20 protein-coding genes and 1 pseudogene are annotated in these 16,863 nt (G+C 49.0%); 4 read left to right on the top strand and 17 right to left on the bottom strand.

Going from position 1 to position 16,863, the window contains the following annotated elements; genetic code table 11:
* Positions 1-4: 4 nt before the first annotated feature.
* From C1A10_RS09845 to C1A10_RS09800, 10 genes are all read right to left on the bottom strand, one after another.
* The gene (locus tag C1A10_RS09845) at positions 5-622 is read right to left on the bottom strand and encodes a class I SAM-dependent methyltransferase (RefSeq protein ID WP_101910099.1); all 618 of its coding nucleotides are present in this window, start codon (positions 620-622) and stop codon (positions 5-7) included.
* 87 nt (positions 623-709) lie between these two features.
* Positions 710-1,312 carry a TetR/AcrR family transcriptional regulator gene (locus C1A10_RS09840; protein WP_242968905.1) on the bottom strand — a complete coding sequence of 201 codons (603 nt, stop codon included), beginning with the start codon at positions 1,310-1,312 and terminating at the stop codon, positions 710-712.
* A gap of 209 nt (positions 1,313-1,521) precedes the next feature.
* Positions 1,522-1,866 carry a thioredoxin family protein gene (locus tag C1A10_RS09835; RefSeq protein ID WP_101910098.1) on the bottom strand — a complete coding sequence of 115 codons (345 nt, stop codon included), beginning with the start codon at positions 1,864-1,866 and terminating at the stop codon, positions 1,522-1,524.
* A 35-nt stretch (positions 1,867-1,901) separates the two neighbouring features.
* Entirely contained in the window at positions 1,902-2,663 is a 762-nt protein-coding gene (locus tag C1A10_RS09830) for a DUF2703 domain-containing protein (RefSeq protein WP_101910097.1), read from the bottom strand.
* Positions 2,664-2,675: 12 nt separating this feature from the next.
* Positions 2,676-3,689, bottom strand: a complete 1,014-nt coding sequence (locus C1A10_RS09825) for a permease (protein ID WP_101910096.1) — start codon at positions 3,687-3,689, stop codon at positions 2,676-2,678.
* Between the two features lie 91 nt (positions 3,690-3,780).
* The gene (locus C1A10_RS09820; RefSeq protein WP_101910095.1) at positions 3,781-4,095 is read right to left on the bottom strand and encodes an ArsR/SmtB family transcription factor; all 315 of its coding nucleotides are present in this window, start codon (positions 4,093-4,095) and stop codon (positions 3,781-3,783) included.
* Positions 4,096-5,269: 1,174 nt separating this feature from the next.
* A complete protein-coding gene (locus tag C1A10_RS09815; protein ID WP_101910094.1) occupies positions 5,270-6,238 on the bottom strand; it encodes a D-2-hydroxyacid dehydrogenase in 969 nt (322 codons plus the stop codon).
* Positions 6,239-6,258: 20 nt separating this feature from the next.
* Positions 6,259-7,161 carry a sugar phosphate isomerase/epimerase family protein gene (locus tag C1A10_RS09810; protein ID WP_101910093.1) on the bottom strand — a complete coding sequence of 301 codons (903 nt, stop codon included), beginning with the start codon at positions 7,159-7,161 and terminating at the stop codon, positions 6,259-6,261.
* A gap of 94 nt (positions 7,162-7,255) precedes the next feature.
* Entirely contained in the window at positions 7,256-8,923 is a 1,668-nt protein-coding gene (locus C1A10_RS09805; protein WP_101910092.1) for a thiamine pyrophosphate-dependent enzyme, read from the bottom strand.
* A gap of 173 nt (positions 8,924-9,096) precedes the next feature.
* Entirely contained in the window at positions 9,097-9,888 is a 792-nt protein-coding gene (locus C1A10_RS09800) for an IclR family transcriptional regulator (protein ID WP_101910091.1), read from the bottom strand.
* A gap of 426 nt (positions 9,889-10,314) precedes the next feature.
* Between C1A10_RS09800 and C1A10_RS09795 the strand changes: the two genes are divergently transcribed.
* The gene (locus C1A10_RS09795) at positions 10,315-10,572 is read left to right on the top strand and encodes a type 2 periplasmic-binding domain-containing protein (RefSeq protein WP_145997723.1); all 258 of its coding nucleotides are present in this window, start codon (positions 10,315-10,317) and stop codon (positions 10,570-10,572) included.
* A 61-nt stretch (positions 10,573-10,633) separates the two neighbouring features.
* Complete coding sequence (locus tag C1A10_RS09790) at positions 10,634-10,969, top strand: carbohydrate ABC transporter permease (protein ID WP_101910089.1); 336 nt, start codon at positions 10,634-10,636, stop codon at positions 10,967-10,969.
* Positions 10,970-11,500: 531 nt separating this feature from the next.
* On the opposite strand, the gene C1A10_RS09785 is transcribed toward C1A10_RS09790, so the two are convergent.
* The 6 genes from C1A10_RS09785 to C1A10_RS09755 all read right to left on the bottom strand — a co-directional run bounded on the left by C1A10_RS09785 (position 11,501) and on the right by C1A10_RS09755 (position 15,951).
* On the bottom strand, positions 11,501-12,235 hold the full coding sequence (locus C1A10_RS09785; RefSeq protein ID WP_180951082.1) for an N-acyl homoserine lactonase family protein: 735 nt from the start codon (positions 12,233-12,235) through the stop codon (positions 11,501-11,503).
* Between the two features lie 83 nt (positions 12,236-12,318).
* Positions 12,319-13,179, bottom strand: coding sequence for a DUF6282 family protein (locus C1A10_RS09780; protein WP_101910087.1), 861 nt, complete (start codon positions 13,177-13,179; stop codon positions 12,319-12,321).
* A 74-nt stretch (positions 13,180-13,253) separates the two neighbouring features.
* Entirely contained in the window at positions 13,254-13,664 is a 411-nt protein-coding gene (locus tag C1A10_RS09775) for a tautomerase family protein (protein ID WP_207654723.1), read from the bottom strand.
* A 14-nt stretch (positions 13,665-13,678) separates the two neighbouring features.
* Positions 13,679-14,125 carry a tautomerase family protein gene (locus tag C1A10_RS09765; protein ID WP_101910086.1) on the bottom strand — a complete coding sequence of 149 codons (447 nt, stop codon included), beginning with the start codon at positions 14,123-14,125 and terminating at the stop codon, positions 13,679-13,681.
* Positions 14,126-14,155: 30 nt separating this feature from the next.
* Positions 14,156-15,433 carry a TRAP transporter large permease gene (locus tag C1A10_RS09760; protein WP_101910085.1) on the bottom strand — a complete coding sequence of 426 codons (1,278 nt, stop codon included), beginning with the start codon at positions 15,431-15,433 and terminating at the stop codon, positions 14,156-14,158.
* Positions 15,430-15,951: a TRAP transporter small permease gene (locus C1A10_RS09755; protein ID WP_101910084.1), complete on the bottom strand. Its 522-nt coding sequence runs from the start codon at positions 15,949-15,951 to the stop codon at positions 15,430-15,432. The genes C1A10_RS09760 and C1A10_RS09755 overlap by 4 nt, the downstream gene beginning before the upstream one ends.
* 115 nt (positions 15,952-16,066) lie before the next feature.
* Between C1A10_RS09755 and C1A10_RS19010 the strand changes: the two genes are divergently transcribed.
* Both C1A10_RS19010 and C1A10_RS19005 read left to right on the top strand, forming a co-directional pair.
* Positions 16,067-16,195, top strand: coding sequence for a hypothetical protein (locus tag C1A10_RS19010; protein WP_479724267.1), 129 nt, complete (start codon positions 16,067-16,069; stop codon positions 16,193-16,195).
* A 30-nt stretch (positions 16,196-16,225) separates the two neighbouring features.
* Positions 16,226-16,459: a DUF4368 domain-containing protein gene (locus C1A10_RS19005; protein ID WP_479724266.1), complete on the top strand. Its 234-nt coding sequence runs from the start codon at positions 16,226-16,228 to the stop codon at positions 16,457-16,459.
* A gap of 64 nt (positions 16,460-16,523) precedes the next feature.
* Here the strand turns inward: C1A10_RS19005 and tnpA are convergent.
* Positions 16,524-16,838: pseudogene (tnpA, locus tag C1A10_RS09745) on the bottom strand (IS200/IS605 family transposase); the annotation flags it as partial.
* Positions 16,839-16,863: the final 25 nt, after the last annotated feature.

The raw sequence follows: 16,863 nt of genomic DNA, 5'->3' as shown, positions 1-16,863 counted from the left end.
TTTTTCACACTTTTCGGGCGATCAGGCAGCATAGGGGCCGAATCCCACCGCCGAGCATCTCGCGCCCCAGTACCGCAAAGCCCTGTTTTTCCACATAGGCCACAAATTCCCCGGCGCTCCATTTGTAGAACACGTGAAAACCCGCCAGCGCCATCAACCGCGTACTGATGCGCTGCCGAATATCCGTCCCCCAGATAAACGTGGGGGCCAATAAAAGACCGCCGGGCCTTAGAACGCGGCGGATCTCTGCCAGCGCCCCCTCCGGCGACGGCATGACGTGCAGAGCGTTGGCGATGAGCGCCGCATCAAAAGAAGCGTCGGAATACGGCAGGTTCGTCGCGTCCCGTACCGCAAAAGTTAGGTTTTGCGGGCCGGGATGTTTCATTGCCTCCGCCAGCATCTTTTCCGAAAAGTCCGTTGCTTCCCACCATCGGACACCTTCCGCCAGCCGGAAGGTCAACTGCCCGCTGCCGCAGGCCAGTTCCAGTACATCCATCTTCTGGTTGAGATAGGGGCGGCACCGCCCGCAGACCGCATCGTACAGCGGAGCCGCGCTTCGCATAAAAGGTGCGTAAAGTTTCGCCATGCGCTGCCAGAAATTAATGTTTGTCCCGTCCGTCATATTTCCGCATCCCTTCTATCTATCCAACTCGGTTAGATTACGCTAACCAGATTCGCTTAAAGAAGCCGTCCTTGCCGGACAGCCTCTTTAAAACAGTTCCCGACAGGCGCCGCGCACCAGCGTATCCAGCACCTGGGGGTAAAGAATCCCGATCTCATGCCGATGAGAAATTGTGAGTATGAGTCCCCGGACTACAGCAGCGGTCAGATCCATGCCTCCCTTTGGACAAAGTCCCGCTGTCCCCAGCAGTTCCCGGACATGCACTTCGTCGCTGTGACAGTGCTTTTTCTGGTAATCCTCCGGCACCTTGCGCAGGAGATAGAGAACATCCCGCTCTACAAAGGCCATCATACCAGATTTTTCCATGGTCCGGCAGGCAGCAAGCACCGCCTCGGCCGCCCGATCAGCGGCCGAAAGCGCTTGGTTTTGACTCAATGCAGCAGCCGCAGTCTTATAAATCTCAGTGTGCAGATCCTCCATCACATCGAAGAACAGCAGCTCCTTGGAATCATAAAACTTATAAAAGGCACTCTTGGAAATACCGGCTGCCGCGACGAGCTGGTCTACCGTCGTTTTACGCATGCCAAGGGAAAAGGCGCTTTCCTGAGCCGCACTTTTCAATTTTCCAATAATAATGGTTTCTTCCTGCTGTGTAAACGCTGTCGCATCCTCATCACCATATGACCACAATAGCAATTACAGTCATATGGTACACCGTGAACATCTGCTTTGTCAATCTTTTCAGTCTATAAAGAAAACGTTTATTGCATGAAATACGGTAGTTACAACTAAAAGAAACGGTTGCAATATCAGCAATCTTCGCCGGAAGTTACAGCCGAAACGGAATGAATGAAAATTATCGATATTGCAAAAGCTGGTGCAGAACGTCGCCATAGATGCTATCTGACCTTTTGCAGGATTTTTATGACCTCTTCCGTTTTAAGCACTTTGCCATATGAAACTACTTTACCGTCAACCACCAGTGCCGGCGTAGACATTACTCCATAGGCTGCGATCTGTGAAAAATCGCTCACATGGTCGATCATTGTATCCATACCGAGTTGTTCCAGTGCCGCTTTTGTAGCCGCTTCAAGCTGGTTACACTTTGTACAGCCGCTGCCGAGGATTTTTACACTCGCACCGTCGGCCTTTGCGCTCTCGGCTTTTTCCATGCTTTCCGCATCACAGCTGCCTGCACAACAGCATGAAGCCGTTTCTTCCTTTTTCTTTCCAAACAGTGACATATTCATTACGCTCCTTTATAAATTAATATTATTTGTCAGCAGCAGCTGCCCCCGCAGGAGCATGCTGATTTACTGGTTTTTCCCTCGTAAAAGGCTTTCAGGTTATCGGGTAAAATATAGTCGCCGCAGGAACAGCTGCCGGTTGTTCCGAATATAGTTTTCAGAATTGATTCGGCAAGCATTTCTTTGGGAGGCACTTCATAGCTTTTCCCATTGTATTCAAATACCCGGCAATCCACATCTGTTCCGCTGATTTCACTACAGCATCCGCAACTGTTTTCTTTCACGTGCCCGCAGATATCCTGCCCGTTTACACGGATCGTCGGAGAGGAAAAGAACTTGAACCGTTCGGCAAGTTTTGCCGTTTTCATCTCAATTTTGTTATACTCAATATCAAAACCGGCAAGCCGCAGCGCTGGTGAAAGTGTCGCCATTACTTCGTCAAGCGCAGCGTCCGTTCCGATGCAGCGGTCACAGGTCTGTAGATCAAGATAGAGATACTCGACGACAATCTTCTTCTCAGAAGATGCTTCACATCCGCAGGAACAGCAGATTTCCTCAGATTCCTGTGTGCCGTTCGGCGGCGTCCAGCCGGTGTCGTCTCCAACATAAGTAATTGCGCCAGCCGGACAGCGATTTCCGCATCCGTGGCAGTGATCAATGCAGGCTTCCGGATTTGTTACGACGGGTGATGGGGCCTTTGCGGAATCGTAAACACCGTGGGGACACTTTGCAATGCAAGTACCGCACTCCGCACAGGTCAGATAGTCGATTACGGGATACCAAGTTCTTGCCATCATACGTTCCTCCTATATGATCAAGCCCTGAATGGAGTTGAAAAAGTAACCAACAATGATAATGCCGACCGTACAGACTGCAATAAACAGCGCCAGCAGCTTCGGTTTAACCGCCTTACGGAGCATGATCATGGACGGCAGAGACAGAGTCGTGACCGCCATCATAAATGACAGGATGGTGCCAAGCTGTGCTCCTTTGGAGAGCAGAGCCTCCGCAATTGGAATGGAGCCGAAGATATCAGCGTACATCGGGACACCGACAAGCGTTGCCAGTACGACGCCGAACGGGTTTTTGCTGCCGAGCACAAGCGATACCCATTCCTCCGGAATCCAGTTGTGGATAACAGCGCCGATCCCTACGCCAATCAGGATATAGGGAAAGACTTTTTTAAAGGTGGACAGCATCTGCTCCTTCGCGTAGATCAGCCGGTCTTTCTTTGTCAGGTCTGGGGATTCAATATCTACGCTGCCCGCTGACAGAATAAAGCTCTCAACATATCTCTCCATGTGCAGCTTCTCGATAATCGTACCGCCAATGACCGCGACAGCCAGACCAACGCCCACATAGATGATAGCCACTTTTGCTCCGAAGATGCTCATCAGCAGGAGCAGCGAGCCAAGGTCCACCATCGGGGAGGAAATCAAAAATGAGAACGTCACGCCTACCGGAAGTCCTGCGGACGTAAAACCGATAAACAGCGGTATGGAAGAGCAGGAACAGAATGGCGTCACCGTACCCAGGAGAGCCGAAATGCAGTTTGCCCAGATGCCATGAAACCGTCCGAGAATCTTCTTGCTGCGCTCCGGCGGGAAGTAGCTTTGGATGTAGCTGATGAGAAAGATCAGGAAGCACAGCAGTACCGTGATCTTGATTACATCATAAAGAAAAAACTCAATGCTTCCGATCAGATGGGTAGATGTATCAAGTCCCATGGCGGAAAGTCCGCTATCGATCAGCCCATTCAGCCATTTCATGCCGAGAATCTGGTATTGGAAAAAGTCCCAGATTGCTTTTAGCATTTGCATGGGAATTAAACCTCACTTTTTCAATATAGAGGCAATATATCAAATAATTTTGATATATTCTGCTTAATAAAAGCCATTCGGACGATGGCCTTTATTTATTGCAACAAATTTTTTCTTCCAAAACTGTGCTCGGTGTTGTCAGTTCCTTCAGCAGAATACCGGCATAGGCGCTGCCATTTTCACTGATTTTGTAATGCGTCCATTTGCCTTCCTGCCGACTCTCCACAATGCCTGATTCAACTAAAATTTTCATGTGATAAGATAGCCCTGACTGTCCTAAATCCAGCTGTCCCACCAAAACGCAAGCGCATTTTTCGCCGCCACGCAGAAGTTCGAGTATCCTTAAACGTTTTTCATCACAAAATGCTTTGAACACCTTTGCGTGTTCCTCATAGATGGTTGCCAAGTGATCACCTCATATCAATATTATTTGATACGTCATTAGTATATATGTCAAATCAATTTTTGTCAATATGAAATATGACGAATACAGCACTTTTTATAAGTCTATGAACGACCAAACACAAGCCATTCTCTCTATATAAGGGCAAGCAGTTTAAAATATTAGAAAAGTGAAAATTCTTCCGTGCAACCCCCTCATCGAACCGGATTATGTACCGCACCACAGGAAGAGAGCGCATCGATTTCTTTGATTCGTTTAAATTAACAATAGGAGCATAACGCTTTAACGAGTGTTGTGCTCCTATTGTCTTTCTACTGCTTTATTTTAATTGCATATTTGGACACTTTCGCCAAGAATTGGGAATCTGCACAGCTGTTGCCGTATGGCATCACAAAGCTATAAAGACAAGATCATTTCAAGTACTGTTTTCTTATAATATTTGTTTATTTTACTTTATATAGAGTTATTAATTTATAAGGGGAACACCTTTATTTAGCTGTTCCCCTTATAAACACTTTTATTATTATGAATTCTTTTATGTTATTGTATAGGAAAGTTGGGCACCATTTTGGTACCACTAACAAAAGAAGAATGCTTATTATGTCTATTTTTACAAAATAACAAAGACTTTTGTTATATGTTTAGTCACAGTTGCCAGACCGCTGCTTCATGATATTCAATGGACCGCTGAAAGTTTTTTCATACTTCCACTGGCACATCCAGTGGTTTCTCTACAAAGGATCTGACGCCGCTCGAAAAGCAACGTTAGACTGTATAAACTTTCGATACTCTATGATAGGGGCTCGCTATATCTGTCCGTCCGCACTGGTGCAGTACAATCCGGAAAGCTTCCTGAACGGTGGACATCACTTTTTGCAGCTTTAAAAAATACGGGGATGCTCTAACACAATTGGGAGTTGAGAACCAACGCATCAAGAAAACGCTATTAAAAGAATCAGCATCAATTTTTCTGATAGTGTTTTCTAAACAAGTAAAATACTTTATGCATGTATGCTCTGTTCGACGGGATTTATCTATCGATCGCTAAAAGCCGCGTCAGATTGTCCGCAGTCAGGCGAAGATCACACTTTGAACGATGCTTGGTCTCCACGAAGCCGTTACGTGCAAAAATAACTTTCTCCATAGGTGTTCTGCTCCTCTCATCGAAACCGTTCTGTCAGGGCGTCACCGCATTGATGGTGTTGCCTTCCAGGAATTGTTTTAAATTGTCCCCGGCAATATCCATCAAGCGCTGGCGGCTTTCCTTAGGTGCCCAACTGATGTGGGGGGTGATCATGCAGTTTTTGGCTTTTAGCAAGGGATTATCTCCTTTGATGGGCTCTGAGGAAACAACGTCCAGGCCCGCCGCGTACACTTTGCCGCTGTTTAAGGCATCTGCCAGATCCTGCTCCACAATCAGTGGCCCCCGGCTGTTGTTAATGAGGATGACCCCATTTTTCATTTTGGCAATGTTGACCTTATTGATAATGCCTTCGGTGGATGGGAAAAGGGGACAGTGAAGGCTGATGACATCGGATTGGGCCAAAAGCTCCTGTAGCCCGACATAGTCTGCAACCGCCCTGCCGGAATCGCTGGGGTGTTCATCAAAAGCAACAACCTTCATTCCCATAGCCTTGGCGATGCGCCCGGTCACCTGTCCGATGCGTCCAAAACCGATAATGCCCATTGTTTTTCCTGCCAATTCGATGAGGGGATAATCCCAAAAGCAGAAGTCGGGGCAACTTTCCCAGCGGCCTTCATGTACCGCCTTGTCATGGTGGCCGACATGGTGGCAGACTTCCAGCAGCAGGGCGATGGCGAACTGCCCCACCGCATCGGTACCATAGGAGGGTATGTTGGTAACGGTAACCCCCTTTTCCCTTGCTGCCGCTACATCCACCACATTATAGCCGGTGGCCAGCACTCCCACGTATTTCATATTTTTGCAGGATTCAAAGGTTTCCCGGCACAGGGGAGTTTTGTTGGTGAAGACGATCTCAGCGTCTCCAATCCGCTCATTCACTTCTTTTATATTGGTCAGGGAAGTACGGTCATAGACCGCCAGTTCATCTCCAAACGCTTTGATACTATCCCAGTTCAGGTCACCGGGATTTTCCGTATAGCCGTCCAGTATGACAATTTTCATAGGATGCCGCTCCTCTCCAATCAATCTTCTAATAGGGCCCATGCGCGGTTCAACACCCGTTTGGTGTTGGCCAAAATAATATTGCCGTCCTCGCCGGGACGGAGGGTGACTTCCATCGAAAATACAAGGGGATCATCGTTGCGGAAAAAGCCTTCCTCTCTCAGCACCCGAAGGTAGTCCAGCAACTCGGGGATATCGTTAGCGCTGTTGGGGTATCCAAAGCGGGGATGCAGGTCGCCGTATCCGTCACAGCCGGGTTTCACTACTGCATTGCCAAAATGAAGGTGGGTGATATAAGGGCGCATGGCCTGAACGCAGAACCTGGAGGTTTCATAGGTGGTTGGAAAATGGCTTAGGTCCACCAGTAGTCCAAAGTTATTGTGGGTTGTGCGCATATCGGCGGCAAACTGCGCGGCGTAAGGGGCTGGGCCGATGAGGGACGCCTTATCCATATCAAAATCAAAGACCTCCAGCTCTACCATCATTCCCTTGGCAGCAGCGTAATCACAGAGACTGCGGGTAGTTTTGAGCAGTTGGGCATAGGCCTGCTCTTTAGTTTCTGCAGACCACTTGCCAGAAAGGAAAGCGATTCCGCCAGCACCCATATATTCCGCTTCGTCAATGGCATCCAGCAAAGTTTTTTCGGCGGCTTTGCGCCCATTCTCGTCGATGTCATTTGGATTCAGCTTGGGTCCGAGAAGGCGTGGTTGCGCGCCGTAACAGACCTTCAAATGAGACTGCCGCAGAATCTGTTTTGCCTTCTCCCGCGTTTCGCTGTCTTTGATCTGGCTTATCTCGATGGCATCAAAATAATCATCCGAAGCAATGGTTTTTAGGGAATCCAACAGTTCGTACTGAGCCGGGGGATGGCTCATCCACTGGATAGTACCTACCTGAAAATATTTGTGAATGGAATCCTTCATATAGATTCTCCTTCCAGTTTTGTTAGTTCTGTATACGGGATGACTCCGGCAGACCGCATAAGCAAACGGAATCACCGGAGTCACCTGGAGCTGGTTAGTATACGAATTCCTTGCAGTTGTTAAGGGCGGTACCCATGGAACAATCCACCTGCGGATCGCAGACAATGTCGATTACAGCAGGATTGCCACTCTTTTGCGCCCGTTCCAAAGCAGCCGGGATATCTCTGGCGTCAAAAACGCGCTCGCCATAACAGGCAAAGCCCTCCGCAACTTTAACATAGTCGATCATACCCTGGTTTTCCGGCATTTCCACATCGCACTCGTAACCATAAGCATACTTCTGATTTTGGCGAATCAGACCCAGATAGGCGTTGTTTACAATAACCACGATGACAGGTACTTTGTTCTTGGCGCAGACCGCCAGTTCCTGGACATGGAAAGTGAAGCCAAAATCGCCCATAACGGCAACCGCTTGTCTTCCGGTGGAGACAGCGGCACCAAATGCCGCCGGAATATCATAGCCCAGAGTGCCCGCACCGCCAGCGGGCAAATAGAGGCGGGGCGCATCAATGTTCTGAAGCTGGCCCGACCAAATTTGCGTGATGCCGCAGCCCGTGGTAAAAATAGCCTTGTCGCCAAAATATTGGTTCAACTCGTGGAACACCCTGTGGGGATTGATGGGTTTTGCATCATAATCCACCTTGCGCGCCAGCTGCTTACGGAGCTGAGGCATGCCGGCGATGTCCACATGCTGGCTCTTCCTGCCGGTCTTCCTGGCCTCTTCCAGCAGGGCAAGGATCGCCTTTTTCGCGTCGGTAACAATACCCAGGTCGGCAGGGAAAATCTTGTTGATTTCGGAGGGCTTAATGTTAATGTGGATAAACTTGCGCTCTCCACGGTAAACGTCGATGGCTCCGGTGTGGCGGTCGGTAAAGCGGCAGCCGATGCCCAGCACCAGGTCTGAATCAAGGAATACCCTGTTGCCGATGGGCTGTCCCACCTGGATACCGCAATGCCCGGCATTCAGAGGATGCTCCACCGGGATGCCGCCCTTTGCCATGCAGGTGGTGATGACCGGCAGGTTCAACTCTTCAGCCAGCTGAACGCACTCCGCCGCCGCATTGGCCAGGATGACACCGCCGCCCATGAGCAGCAAAGGATTCTTCGCCTCGTTAATCATTTGGATTGCCTTGGTGATGTCCTCCGATTTGGGAGCGGGGGTCTCCCATGTCAGGGATTTGTATGCGGAGGGATCAAATTCAATCTCGGCGTTTTGCACATCCAGTGGCAGGTCGATGACCACCGCGCCGGGTTTCCCCTCTTGCGCGATATAAAAGGCTTCGCGGAAGGTTTCTGCTACTTTGGAAGGATCGGTAATCTGGTAGGTCTTTTTGGCAATAGGCTCACAAATTTTGGCGATGTCAACACACTGGAAAGCGTCTTTTCCCAGTTGGGCAGTAACCGCCTGACCGGTGATAGCAATAACAGGAATGCTGTCAATGTTGCAGGTATACACGCCGGTGACAAAGTTGGTTGCACCGGGGCCGGAGGTGCAAGCGGCAACCGCCATCTTACCGCTGGCCCGGTAGTGTCCACCCGCAGCGTGAACACAGGCTTCCTCGTGGCGATGACAGAAGGACTTGATCTTCTCCGATTCCCCAAGGTATTTATAGAATCCGTTGATATCTGCGCCGGGAATTCCGTATACGGTATCGATCCCTTCCATTTCCAGAATTTTGATCATTGCTTCAGCTGCTTTCATAGCGCTCACTCCATTTCATTATTCGAAATGACAATTTATATTTCGTAATATATGAATAGAATAGCTGACTATCCTCCATGATGCAAGAGGTTTTCGATCGGTTTCCACACCCTGTACAAAAATGATTTTTTTCCTTGTCAGATTGGTGTCTGAATATTTCAGGATATGAAATATTACCAGTCGGCTCGCCACCCCATGCACATGGATATCTGCCGAGCTGTCTCCAGCAAAAATTCCAGATTTGTATAGATAAACTCATCGGTCATCCGAACCGAGGGACCGCTCACGCTGAGCCCGGCGTGTACCTTTCCGGTATAATCCCGAATTGGGGCTGCAATACAACGCACACCAGCCTCACATTCCTCATTATCAAAGGCATAACCGACGTCACGAATGCGCTCCAATTCCTCCGACAAATTCCTGATATTGGTAATGGTGTGGCCGGTAAATCTGGTCAGCTTCTTAATAGCAACATACCGGTCCAAATCCGCGGTAGAATAATCGGTCAGAAACAGTTTCCCCACGCCGGTGCAGTGCATAGGGGCAATATTCCCGATCCGTTGCGTGCTGAGCAAAGTGCCGGTCGGACTATTCATTACTTCAATGTACATGATGGTCATATCATCTTCAATGGCCAGATTGCAACTTTCCTTAAATCGATTGGCCACGCTGCGAAGAAAGGGCAACGCGATACCGCGGATGTCGTTGTAGGCGGAAACACTTTGTGCCAGCGCACAGATTTTGAAGGTGATATAATAGCGCCCGGTATCGGGATCTTGTGCGACAAAATTGCGTTTTTGCAGAGCCGATAGAAACCGCAGCGCGGTGCTGGAGTGCATTCCGCACAGCGTTGCAATATCCTGCAAGCGGAGCGGAGCGGTCTGTTTCGCCATCATTTCCAGTATGGACAGCAGTTTGTCTGAGGATTGGTTTGGCGGTGTCAGGTTCCTTTTAACTTCCGGCATAATCTTCCCTCATTCCTAATTTTGAATTGCAACTGGTAACAGTATATCGAATGTTTTCAATATCGTCAATTAAATTTTTATATTTAAAATTAATGTTTTTTCAATGTACTTCGCATAACTCTATACATATTTCAGAGGGAAGCTCACTATAGCAATCGGAATAATTCAGCAGAAGGGTTGGTGTTAAAATATTACACAACAGTATCCTATAGGAAACGGCCAGATTCACAACCTAAAGGATTGATAGCTTGTTGGAACAAATTGATGTAGTTGGTTTTATCGCTACTCACAGGCCTAACAGTGCTGCCACATTTGCTTTGATCGGCTTAAGACAGTAAAGCCGCACTATTTTGGGGCTGCACAGGACGACTAGTCCGAAACAGAGAAAAGGGTATCTGATGTATATGGCTTATCAGTGGTGAAAATATGATGACCCTCGCAAAGAACGGTTCTGCGGTATGCCGTGTATCGGTTTTGAACGATGCATCGATCTTCGAAACATTGCCTGAGATGCAGCAGGTGCTGGTATCCCTAAGTAAAGCCAGGCGTGAACTCTGGCCTAGGTATGACGCAGTCAGCGAAGTCCTAATCAGAGGATTGAGCAATGCGATACCGGGTGCAGCAGACATAGACGCTGCGCTTGCGCAAATGCAGGATAAGATTGAAGCAATTCTTGCCGCATAACATATTGCCAAGTTAGGGCAAAGTATCGCTTCGCCCTAAAACATCTTTGTCGGAGGAACAGATGGAAAAGGAAATTCGAAGGTTAACGATTATCCTTTTGGAAATACCAATGGCAATTTTTATGGTTATTTTAATATATCCTTTGCTATATTCGCTTTATATAAGTTTTTTCGATTACAATTTGCTCAATGGCAGGACTCCTGAATTTGTAGGTCTGCAAAATTATAAGGAAGCGCTCATGCAAAAGGAATTCTGGGATTCGGTTCAGGTGACGATCATTTTTGTTGTATTATCCGTGGGATTGCAAATGCTTTTTGGGTTTTCGCTGGCACTTCTTCTGTATAAGAATTTTAAAGGGGCGAATACGCTGCGGTCTGCATTTTGCTTCCTTATGTGATACCTGCGACTATTGTAGGCACCATGTGGAAGTGGTTATTAAATGCGGACTACGGAATTCTTCGGTGGATCTGTGAATGGTGAACCCGCCGACGCTATCATCATGCCAGTTTTCGAGATATGTGGTTGCATATTACTCACACATATAGATTGATTGGTGACGTCATAATCAGGCCGAATTTCTATAAGCAACAACGGATATATTGCGATGGCGTTTCCTAAGTGCTTTCACCTTTCATTGGTAATGTGTTTTTAGGAAAGGTTCAAGCAAAGAACTAAGAGCGGCGCAGCCAGACGAGTTGCAGGTGATGCGATCTCTCCACCTTTTTATCAAGATCAGTTTAAAACGGAATATTCGATAAATGAGCAGGCTTGCTTGAGCGCCGAATCCCACCTGCTCAGCGGGCGGCTTTTGTCTTGCTCCGCCCAACCTGCCAAAGCAGAGTAAAAGCGCAATGTAATTTCGCTGATTCTTCCCAGACCGTCTAAATTGCTTTATGCACTGCGGCTTCCACAGTATAACATATAAGAATCAGCCGTATACCTTGCGATTGAATATCGCCATGTCATGGGCGGGTAATACGTTTTCGGTCAGATTTTTGATCTTGTTGTAGTTGTCGTACCACTCGTAGATACTGCCGTGTATACCGTTGGGAACTCCATCAGTAAAGTTTTCAAACTTTGGAATAAAATCGCCAGGTATGAGATAGGGACCCTCTTTTGTTTCCACCAGCACACTGTGGCTGCCCGGGGAATGGCCGGGCGTCAAGTAAACCTTCACGCCGGGGGCGACCTCAACGTCGCCGTCCACAACCACGAAGCGACCCCAACCGTCAAACCAGCCGGGATTACCACAATCAGGCAGCGCGCTAAACATGCGGATGTCCGGCCCAATCGGCGCCACCGCGTAGGTGATTTCCTTCCGCTGCACATAGATCGGCGTATTCGGAAACAAATCCAGGTTATAACAGTGATCCCAATGCAGGTGGGTGAGGATAATTTTTGTGATGTCAGAAGTTTTCACACCAACCTTGCCAAGCGCCTCCTCCATCGGGACATAATCGGGAATGTCGCTGAACATCGGCAGTTTGTCGTTGATCTCCTTGCGGGGCGGCCCCGAATCAACCATGATGAGCTCCGATTCCGAGCGGAGCAAAAAGACGACAAAACAATTTTCTTCCTTGACACCGAAGTGACGGCGGTATACAGCCTCCGACTTCTCAAATTTGGCAGCGCCCATGTAGACAGGGGTAATGGTATAAAGCATGTTTATCCTCCTTATTCTCTTTAATTTTACCGCCGCAGGCATCAGGCGAATCCTGAAACACCGCGGCTAATAACGGGGGATTCCTATTTCTCTCCGAGGATCCGTTTGGGCACATCTACAGTCATGGTGCGGATATCCTTTTCACAGATGCCCTCGTCCAGCATCTGCTCGATAAAATTCGCCATACCGGGGGCTGGCTTTATCGTCCCCACAATACCGCAATCGGTGGCCATAAAAACATTTTCGGTTCCCAGTTTTCGTAAGGAGTCGGCCATCGCCTGCTGGGAAATGTCATTCATCAGGATGTTACACCCCAGCTTTTCCACCAACACTCCCATTCTAGCGAGCTCCATCTGGGTCTCCAGTGGCAAGACGGTGCGATCCCAGTCGGGATGTGTAAGGATCACGTTTGCATTGATTTCGCGTCCCGCCTTGCAAAAGGCGATGGTTTCCGACGGGGAGAGATGCCCGGATGCAACATATACTCCCTCGGCCTTGGCCGATTCAAATATTTCGTACACAACCTTGAGCACCTTGCCATTGTCATCGAAGATAGTGATCCCGGGGCGTTTATAGAAATCTCCGGGCAGATCGCCGTAGCTCAGGCAATGTGCGGTGTCCCGGGTGGGCATCCAGACATATCTCGCTCCCATCCTGATCGCGGACTGGACAGCGAACGGATTGAGTCCGCCTACCGGCCAGTTGAGCGTGACGCTGCCAAAAGCCTTGGTCTTGGCTCCAGAATACTTGTTCACCAGCAAGGCTCGCGCGCCTGTCGTCTCGTAATGGTTTTTGATCAGCACGCCGGCCATGCCGTACTCGTCCGCTTCCCGCACCAGTTCAAAATCGTCTATCACCCGCGGAAAGTGCGAGGGGCTGCTGTGTATGTGCAGGTCATATGTACCCTTGATCAGCTTCAGCGCTTGTTCACGATTTTTACCCATGAGTATACAATCCCCTTTGCTTTTTGTTGCCATGGAAATGCCCGTGCATTCATGGCCTTCATTGCGAAATTGTGTTACTTCGCATCGCAGTGCAAAGTACCGCCAATCGAGAACTGGTCGTCCTTCATCTCATGCAGGAAGATTTTGATTTTATCGGGAGGGATACAAAGGATCTTGGCAGTTATTTCGGTTAAGCGCTTGACAAGCGCGCGTTTTTCCTCGATGGAACGGCCCTCGAAGAACTGAGTGGTGATGCGGGGATCCGCCCCGCCGCCGTACACGGGCTTGCCCTCGCGTAGAGATGTGTCACAGTAAAGCTCCGACCCGCACGCAAAGTCCTCAAAGCTCACATCCATGAGGCGCACGGCTACCCCGCTTGTGGGCAGCTTAAAGATCTCAGCCACCGCATCGCAGATCTCCTTGGCGAGTGCGCGCTTCTGCTCCATCGTGCGGCCTTCCAACATTTCCACAGTGATTCTTGGCATATGAATATCCTCCTCTAATTGTTACCCATGGTGTAGGTGTAAGATGCAGCCTTCGGATCCTCGGAGGCAAACAAACCGCCTGTGGCCATCTGATCGTACTTCATTTCCAAAAGGAAGATCTTCACATCCTCCAATGGAAGCTCAAGAATTTTCGCGACCCGCTCCGCCATAACCTTCACAAGTGCACGCTTTTCCTCGAACGGGTGTCCCTCAAAGAACTGCACGGTAATTCTGGGCTCGAGTATGCGTCCATACGCAGGCTTGCCCTCGCGCAAAGATGTGTCACAACGCAGCTCACAATCAGATCCGAAATCCTCGAATTTCACCTCTACAATACGTACCAGGGCGGCCGTCGTCGGCACATGAAAGCACTCCGAAACCGACAGACCAATCTGCTTCACAAGCGCTCTTTTTTGTTCCAGTGAGCGGCCTTCCAATATTTCAATGGTTGTTCTTGGCATGTTATCTCCTTCATATAATACATAAAATTTTCAAATCATCCACGTGGATATAAACGGTACAAAGGTAGTAATGAGAATACCCACAATGCCGATGAGGCAGAAGGGAATAACCTCTTTGTAAATTGCCTCCAGTTTCACGCTTTTGTCAATACCTGCGGCAACGAAAAGACAGGTGCCGAAGGGCGGTGTGACGTTGCCGAGCGACAGGTTAATGGTCGCGATGACGCCGAAATGAACCGGGTTGATGCCGAGTTGTATGGCGGTGGGGAACAGCAGCGGGATGACGAGAAGGATAATCGTGCCGACATCCATAAACATCCCGGCTATTATGAAGATCAGGTTAACCAGCAGCAGAAAGGTGTACTTGTTCTGGATGACGCTCACCAGATATGAGGTCAGCGCCTGGGGCAGCCCCTGTACCGTCAGCACCCAGCCGAATACTTGGGCTGCGGCGATGAGGAACATGATGGATACACTGCCCAACGTCGCGTTGTACATGGCCTTATACAAAGTCTTAATGTTCAGCTCCTTGTATACAAACAGCCCAATAATCAACGCGTAGAGACACGCGACAGCCGCTGATTCGGTCGGCGAGAAGATACCGGTGTAGATTCCCCCCAGGATGATGACGGGGGTGAGCAGCGCCCATATGCCGTCTTTTAGCGCGAACAATATGCCCTTTTCAAACTTGCGCATGTTCGTGGCCATGCCGCGCTTACGGATGATAATATATCCCACGCCGCAGTAAAGGAGACACATGAGGATACCGGGGATAATGGTGCCCAAAAACAGATTGCCAATAGAGGCGCTGGTCAGGATGCCGTAGAGGATCAACGGCGTCGAGGGGGGAATCATCGTGCCCAGCGTACCACCAACCGACTGGATGGACAGCGCGAACTTCTTGTCGTAGCTGCCGTCCTTGAGCATCTCGGGATACATAACATTGCCGATTGCCGCGGTGGTTGCAAGCGCCGATCCGGACAGTGCGCCGAAAAAGGCGCAGGTCACGAACGAGATGAGTGCAAGGCTTCCGCGGATACCGGAGAGGAAACAGGAAGCCAAATTGACCAGGCGCTTGGAGATACCGCCTTGCAGCATCAGTTCTCCCGCGATGAGGAAGAAAATGACGGCTAGGAGCGGGAAGGAGTCGATACCGACGAACAGCCGCTGCGGGAAAGCGATGAGCGAAATCTTGCCGTCCACCAGCAAGGCCAGTATTGACGAAAGGCCAAGGCTTACGGCAATCGGAAAACCGAGAATCATCAGTACAAGAAGTGAGACAATCATAATAATGGATGCGACGGTCATACGACATGCACCTCCTCAGATCCGGTGTGTTCCTGCGGCGGTCGCGCTTGGAAGAGCATGATAATTTTCTCAACTGCATCCGCGACTCCCATGAGTCCGCCGATAGGTATCGGCAGATAAACAAGAACAAAGGGAATCTTAACAGCCGATGAAAACTGATTCTGATTGCCCGCGTGGATAGCCAGGCGGGCGCCCCAGTACATCAGCAGCGCGAAAAAGATTAGCTGGACCAGATGATGGATCAGCTTGAGAACCTTGTAGCCAGTCTTGGAACGCCGCGCGATGGAATCACTGACGAGCGTGATAGCCGTGTACGCTTCGGTTTTGGCCGCAAAGTTGATGCCCAGCATGACGGTTGCGATATAGACATAGCGAATGACCTCCTCCGTCCAGAAGATGGGCCACTTGAACACATAGCGAGCCAAAACCTGGTAGATCCCCAGAAGCGTCACAGCGGAGGCCATCAGGATGAGCAGAAGAATATACGCTCGGTTGAGCTTGCCGAGTGCTTTTTTCATATGATACACTCCTCGCGATTGCTATACTTACTGTATTGCGGTTAGCTACTCCGCTATCGTTTCCCAAATTAATCTGGCTCCGCTTAAAAAGAGCCAGTCTGTACGGCTGAATGAATTGATTGCCGCAAAAGAAAAAGAGCTTGCTAAAATCATGCGATATAAGCAATCTCTCTATCAGGACTGGAAAGATGGCAGCATTACGCACAACGATTACCGCCACATGAGCGAAAATTACGAGCAGTAAAATGAAGCCATCAGCGCAGTTATTGCCAACTTGAAAACAGAACGGGATGAATTGGAAAACGGTATTGACATTGAAAATCCTTTTTTGACTACTTTCCGAAAATATGAAAACATCGACAAGCTGACAAGGGAAATACTGATTGAACTGGTTGACCATATCAAGGTATACGAGGGCGGCGACATTAGCATAAGGTTTAAGTTTGCCGACGAGCTTCGCCGCATTATCGAGTATATCGAAGTCAACTCGCATTTACAGGTGGGATAAGCTCACCGCTTGAACGGTTTGTCGGTTTTCCTAATATATAACACTCATAGTACCCTCTGCACTAAAAGCTTCTGTTTCCATGCTTGTATTTCAAATTCCCATGTCGTTCGTGTATGATTAGACTGCTCTTTCCTTTGAGAAACCCCACGAAACTCGACACGCTCATTTTAGGGGGGATTTCTACAAGCATGTGAATATGATCAGGACACACCTCTGCTTCCACAATGTTTACTTGCTTCCAGTTGCACAACTCTCGCAGTATTTTCCCTATTTCTGCTTTCATCTCTCCATAGAAAAGCTTCCTACGGTATTTGGGGGCAAACACTATATGGTATTTGCAGTTCCATTTTGTATGTGCTGAACTGTTGGTGTCATTCATCTTGAATGTCCTCCTTTTGATATGT

The organism is Marasmitruncus massiliensis (assembly GCF_900186535.1).
Classification (GTDB): Bacteria; Bacillota; Clostridia; order Oscillospirales; family Ruminococcaceae; genus Anaerotruncus; species Anaerotruncus massiliensis_A.
This window is presented reverse-complemented; position numbering and strand designations above follow the sequence as displayed.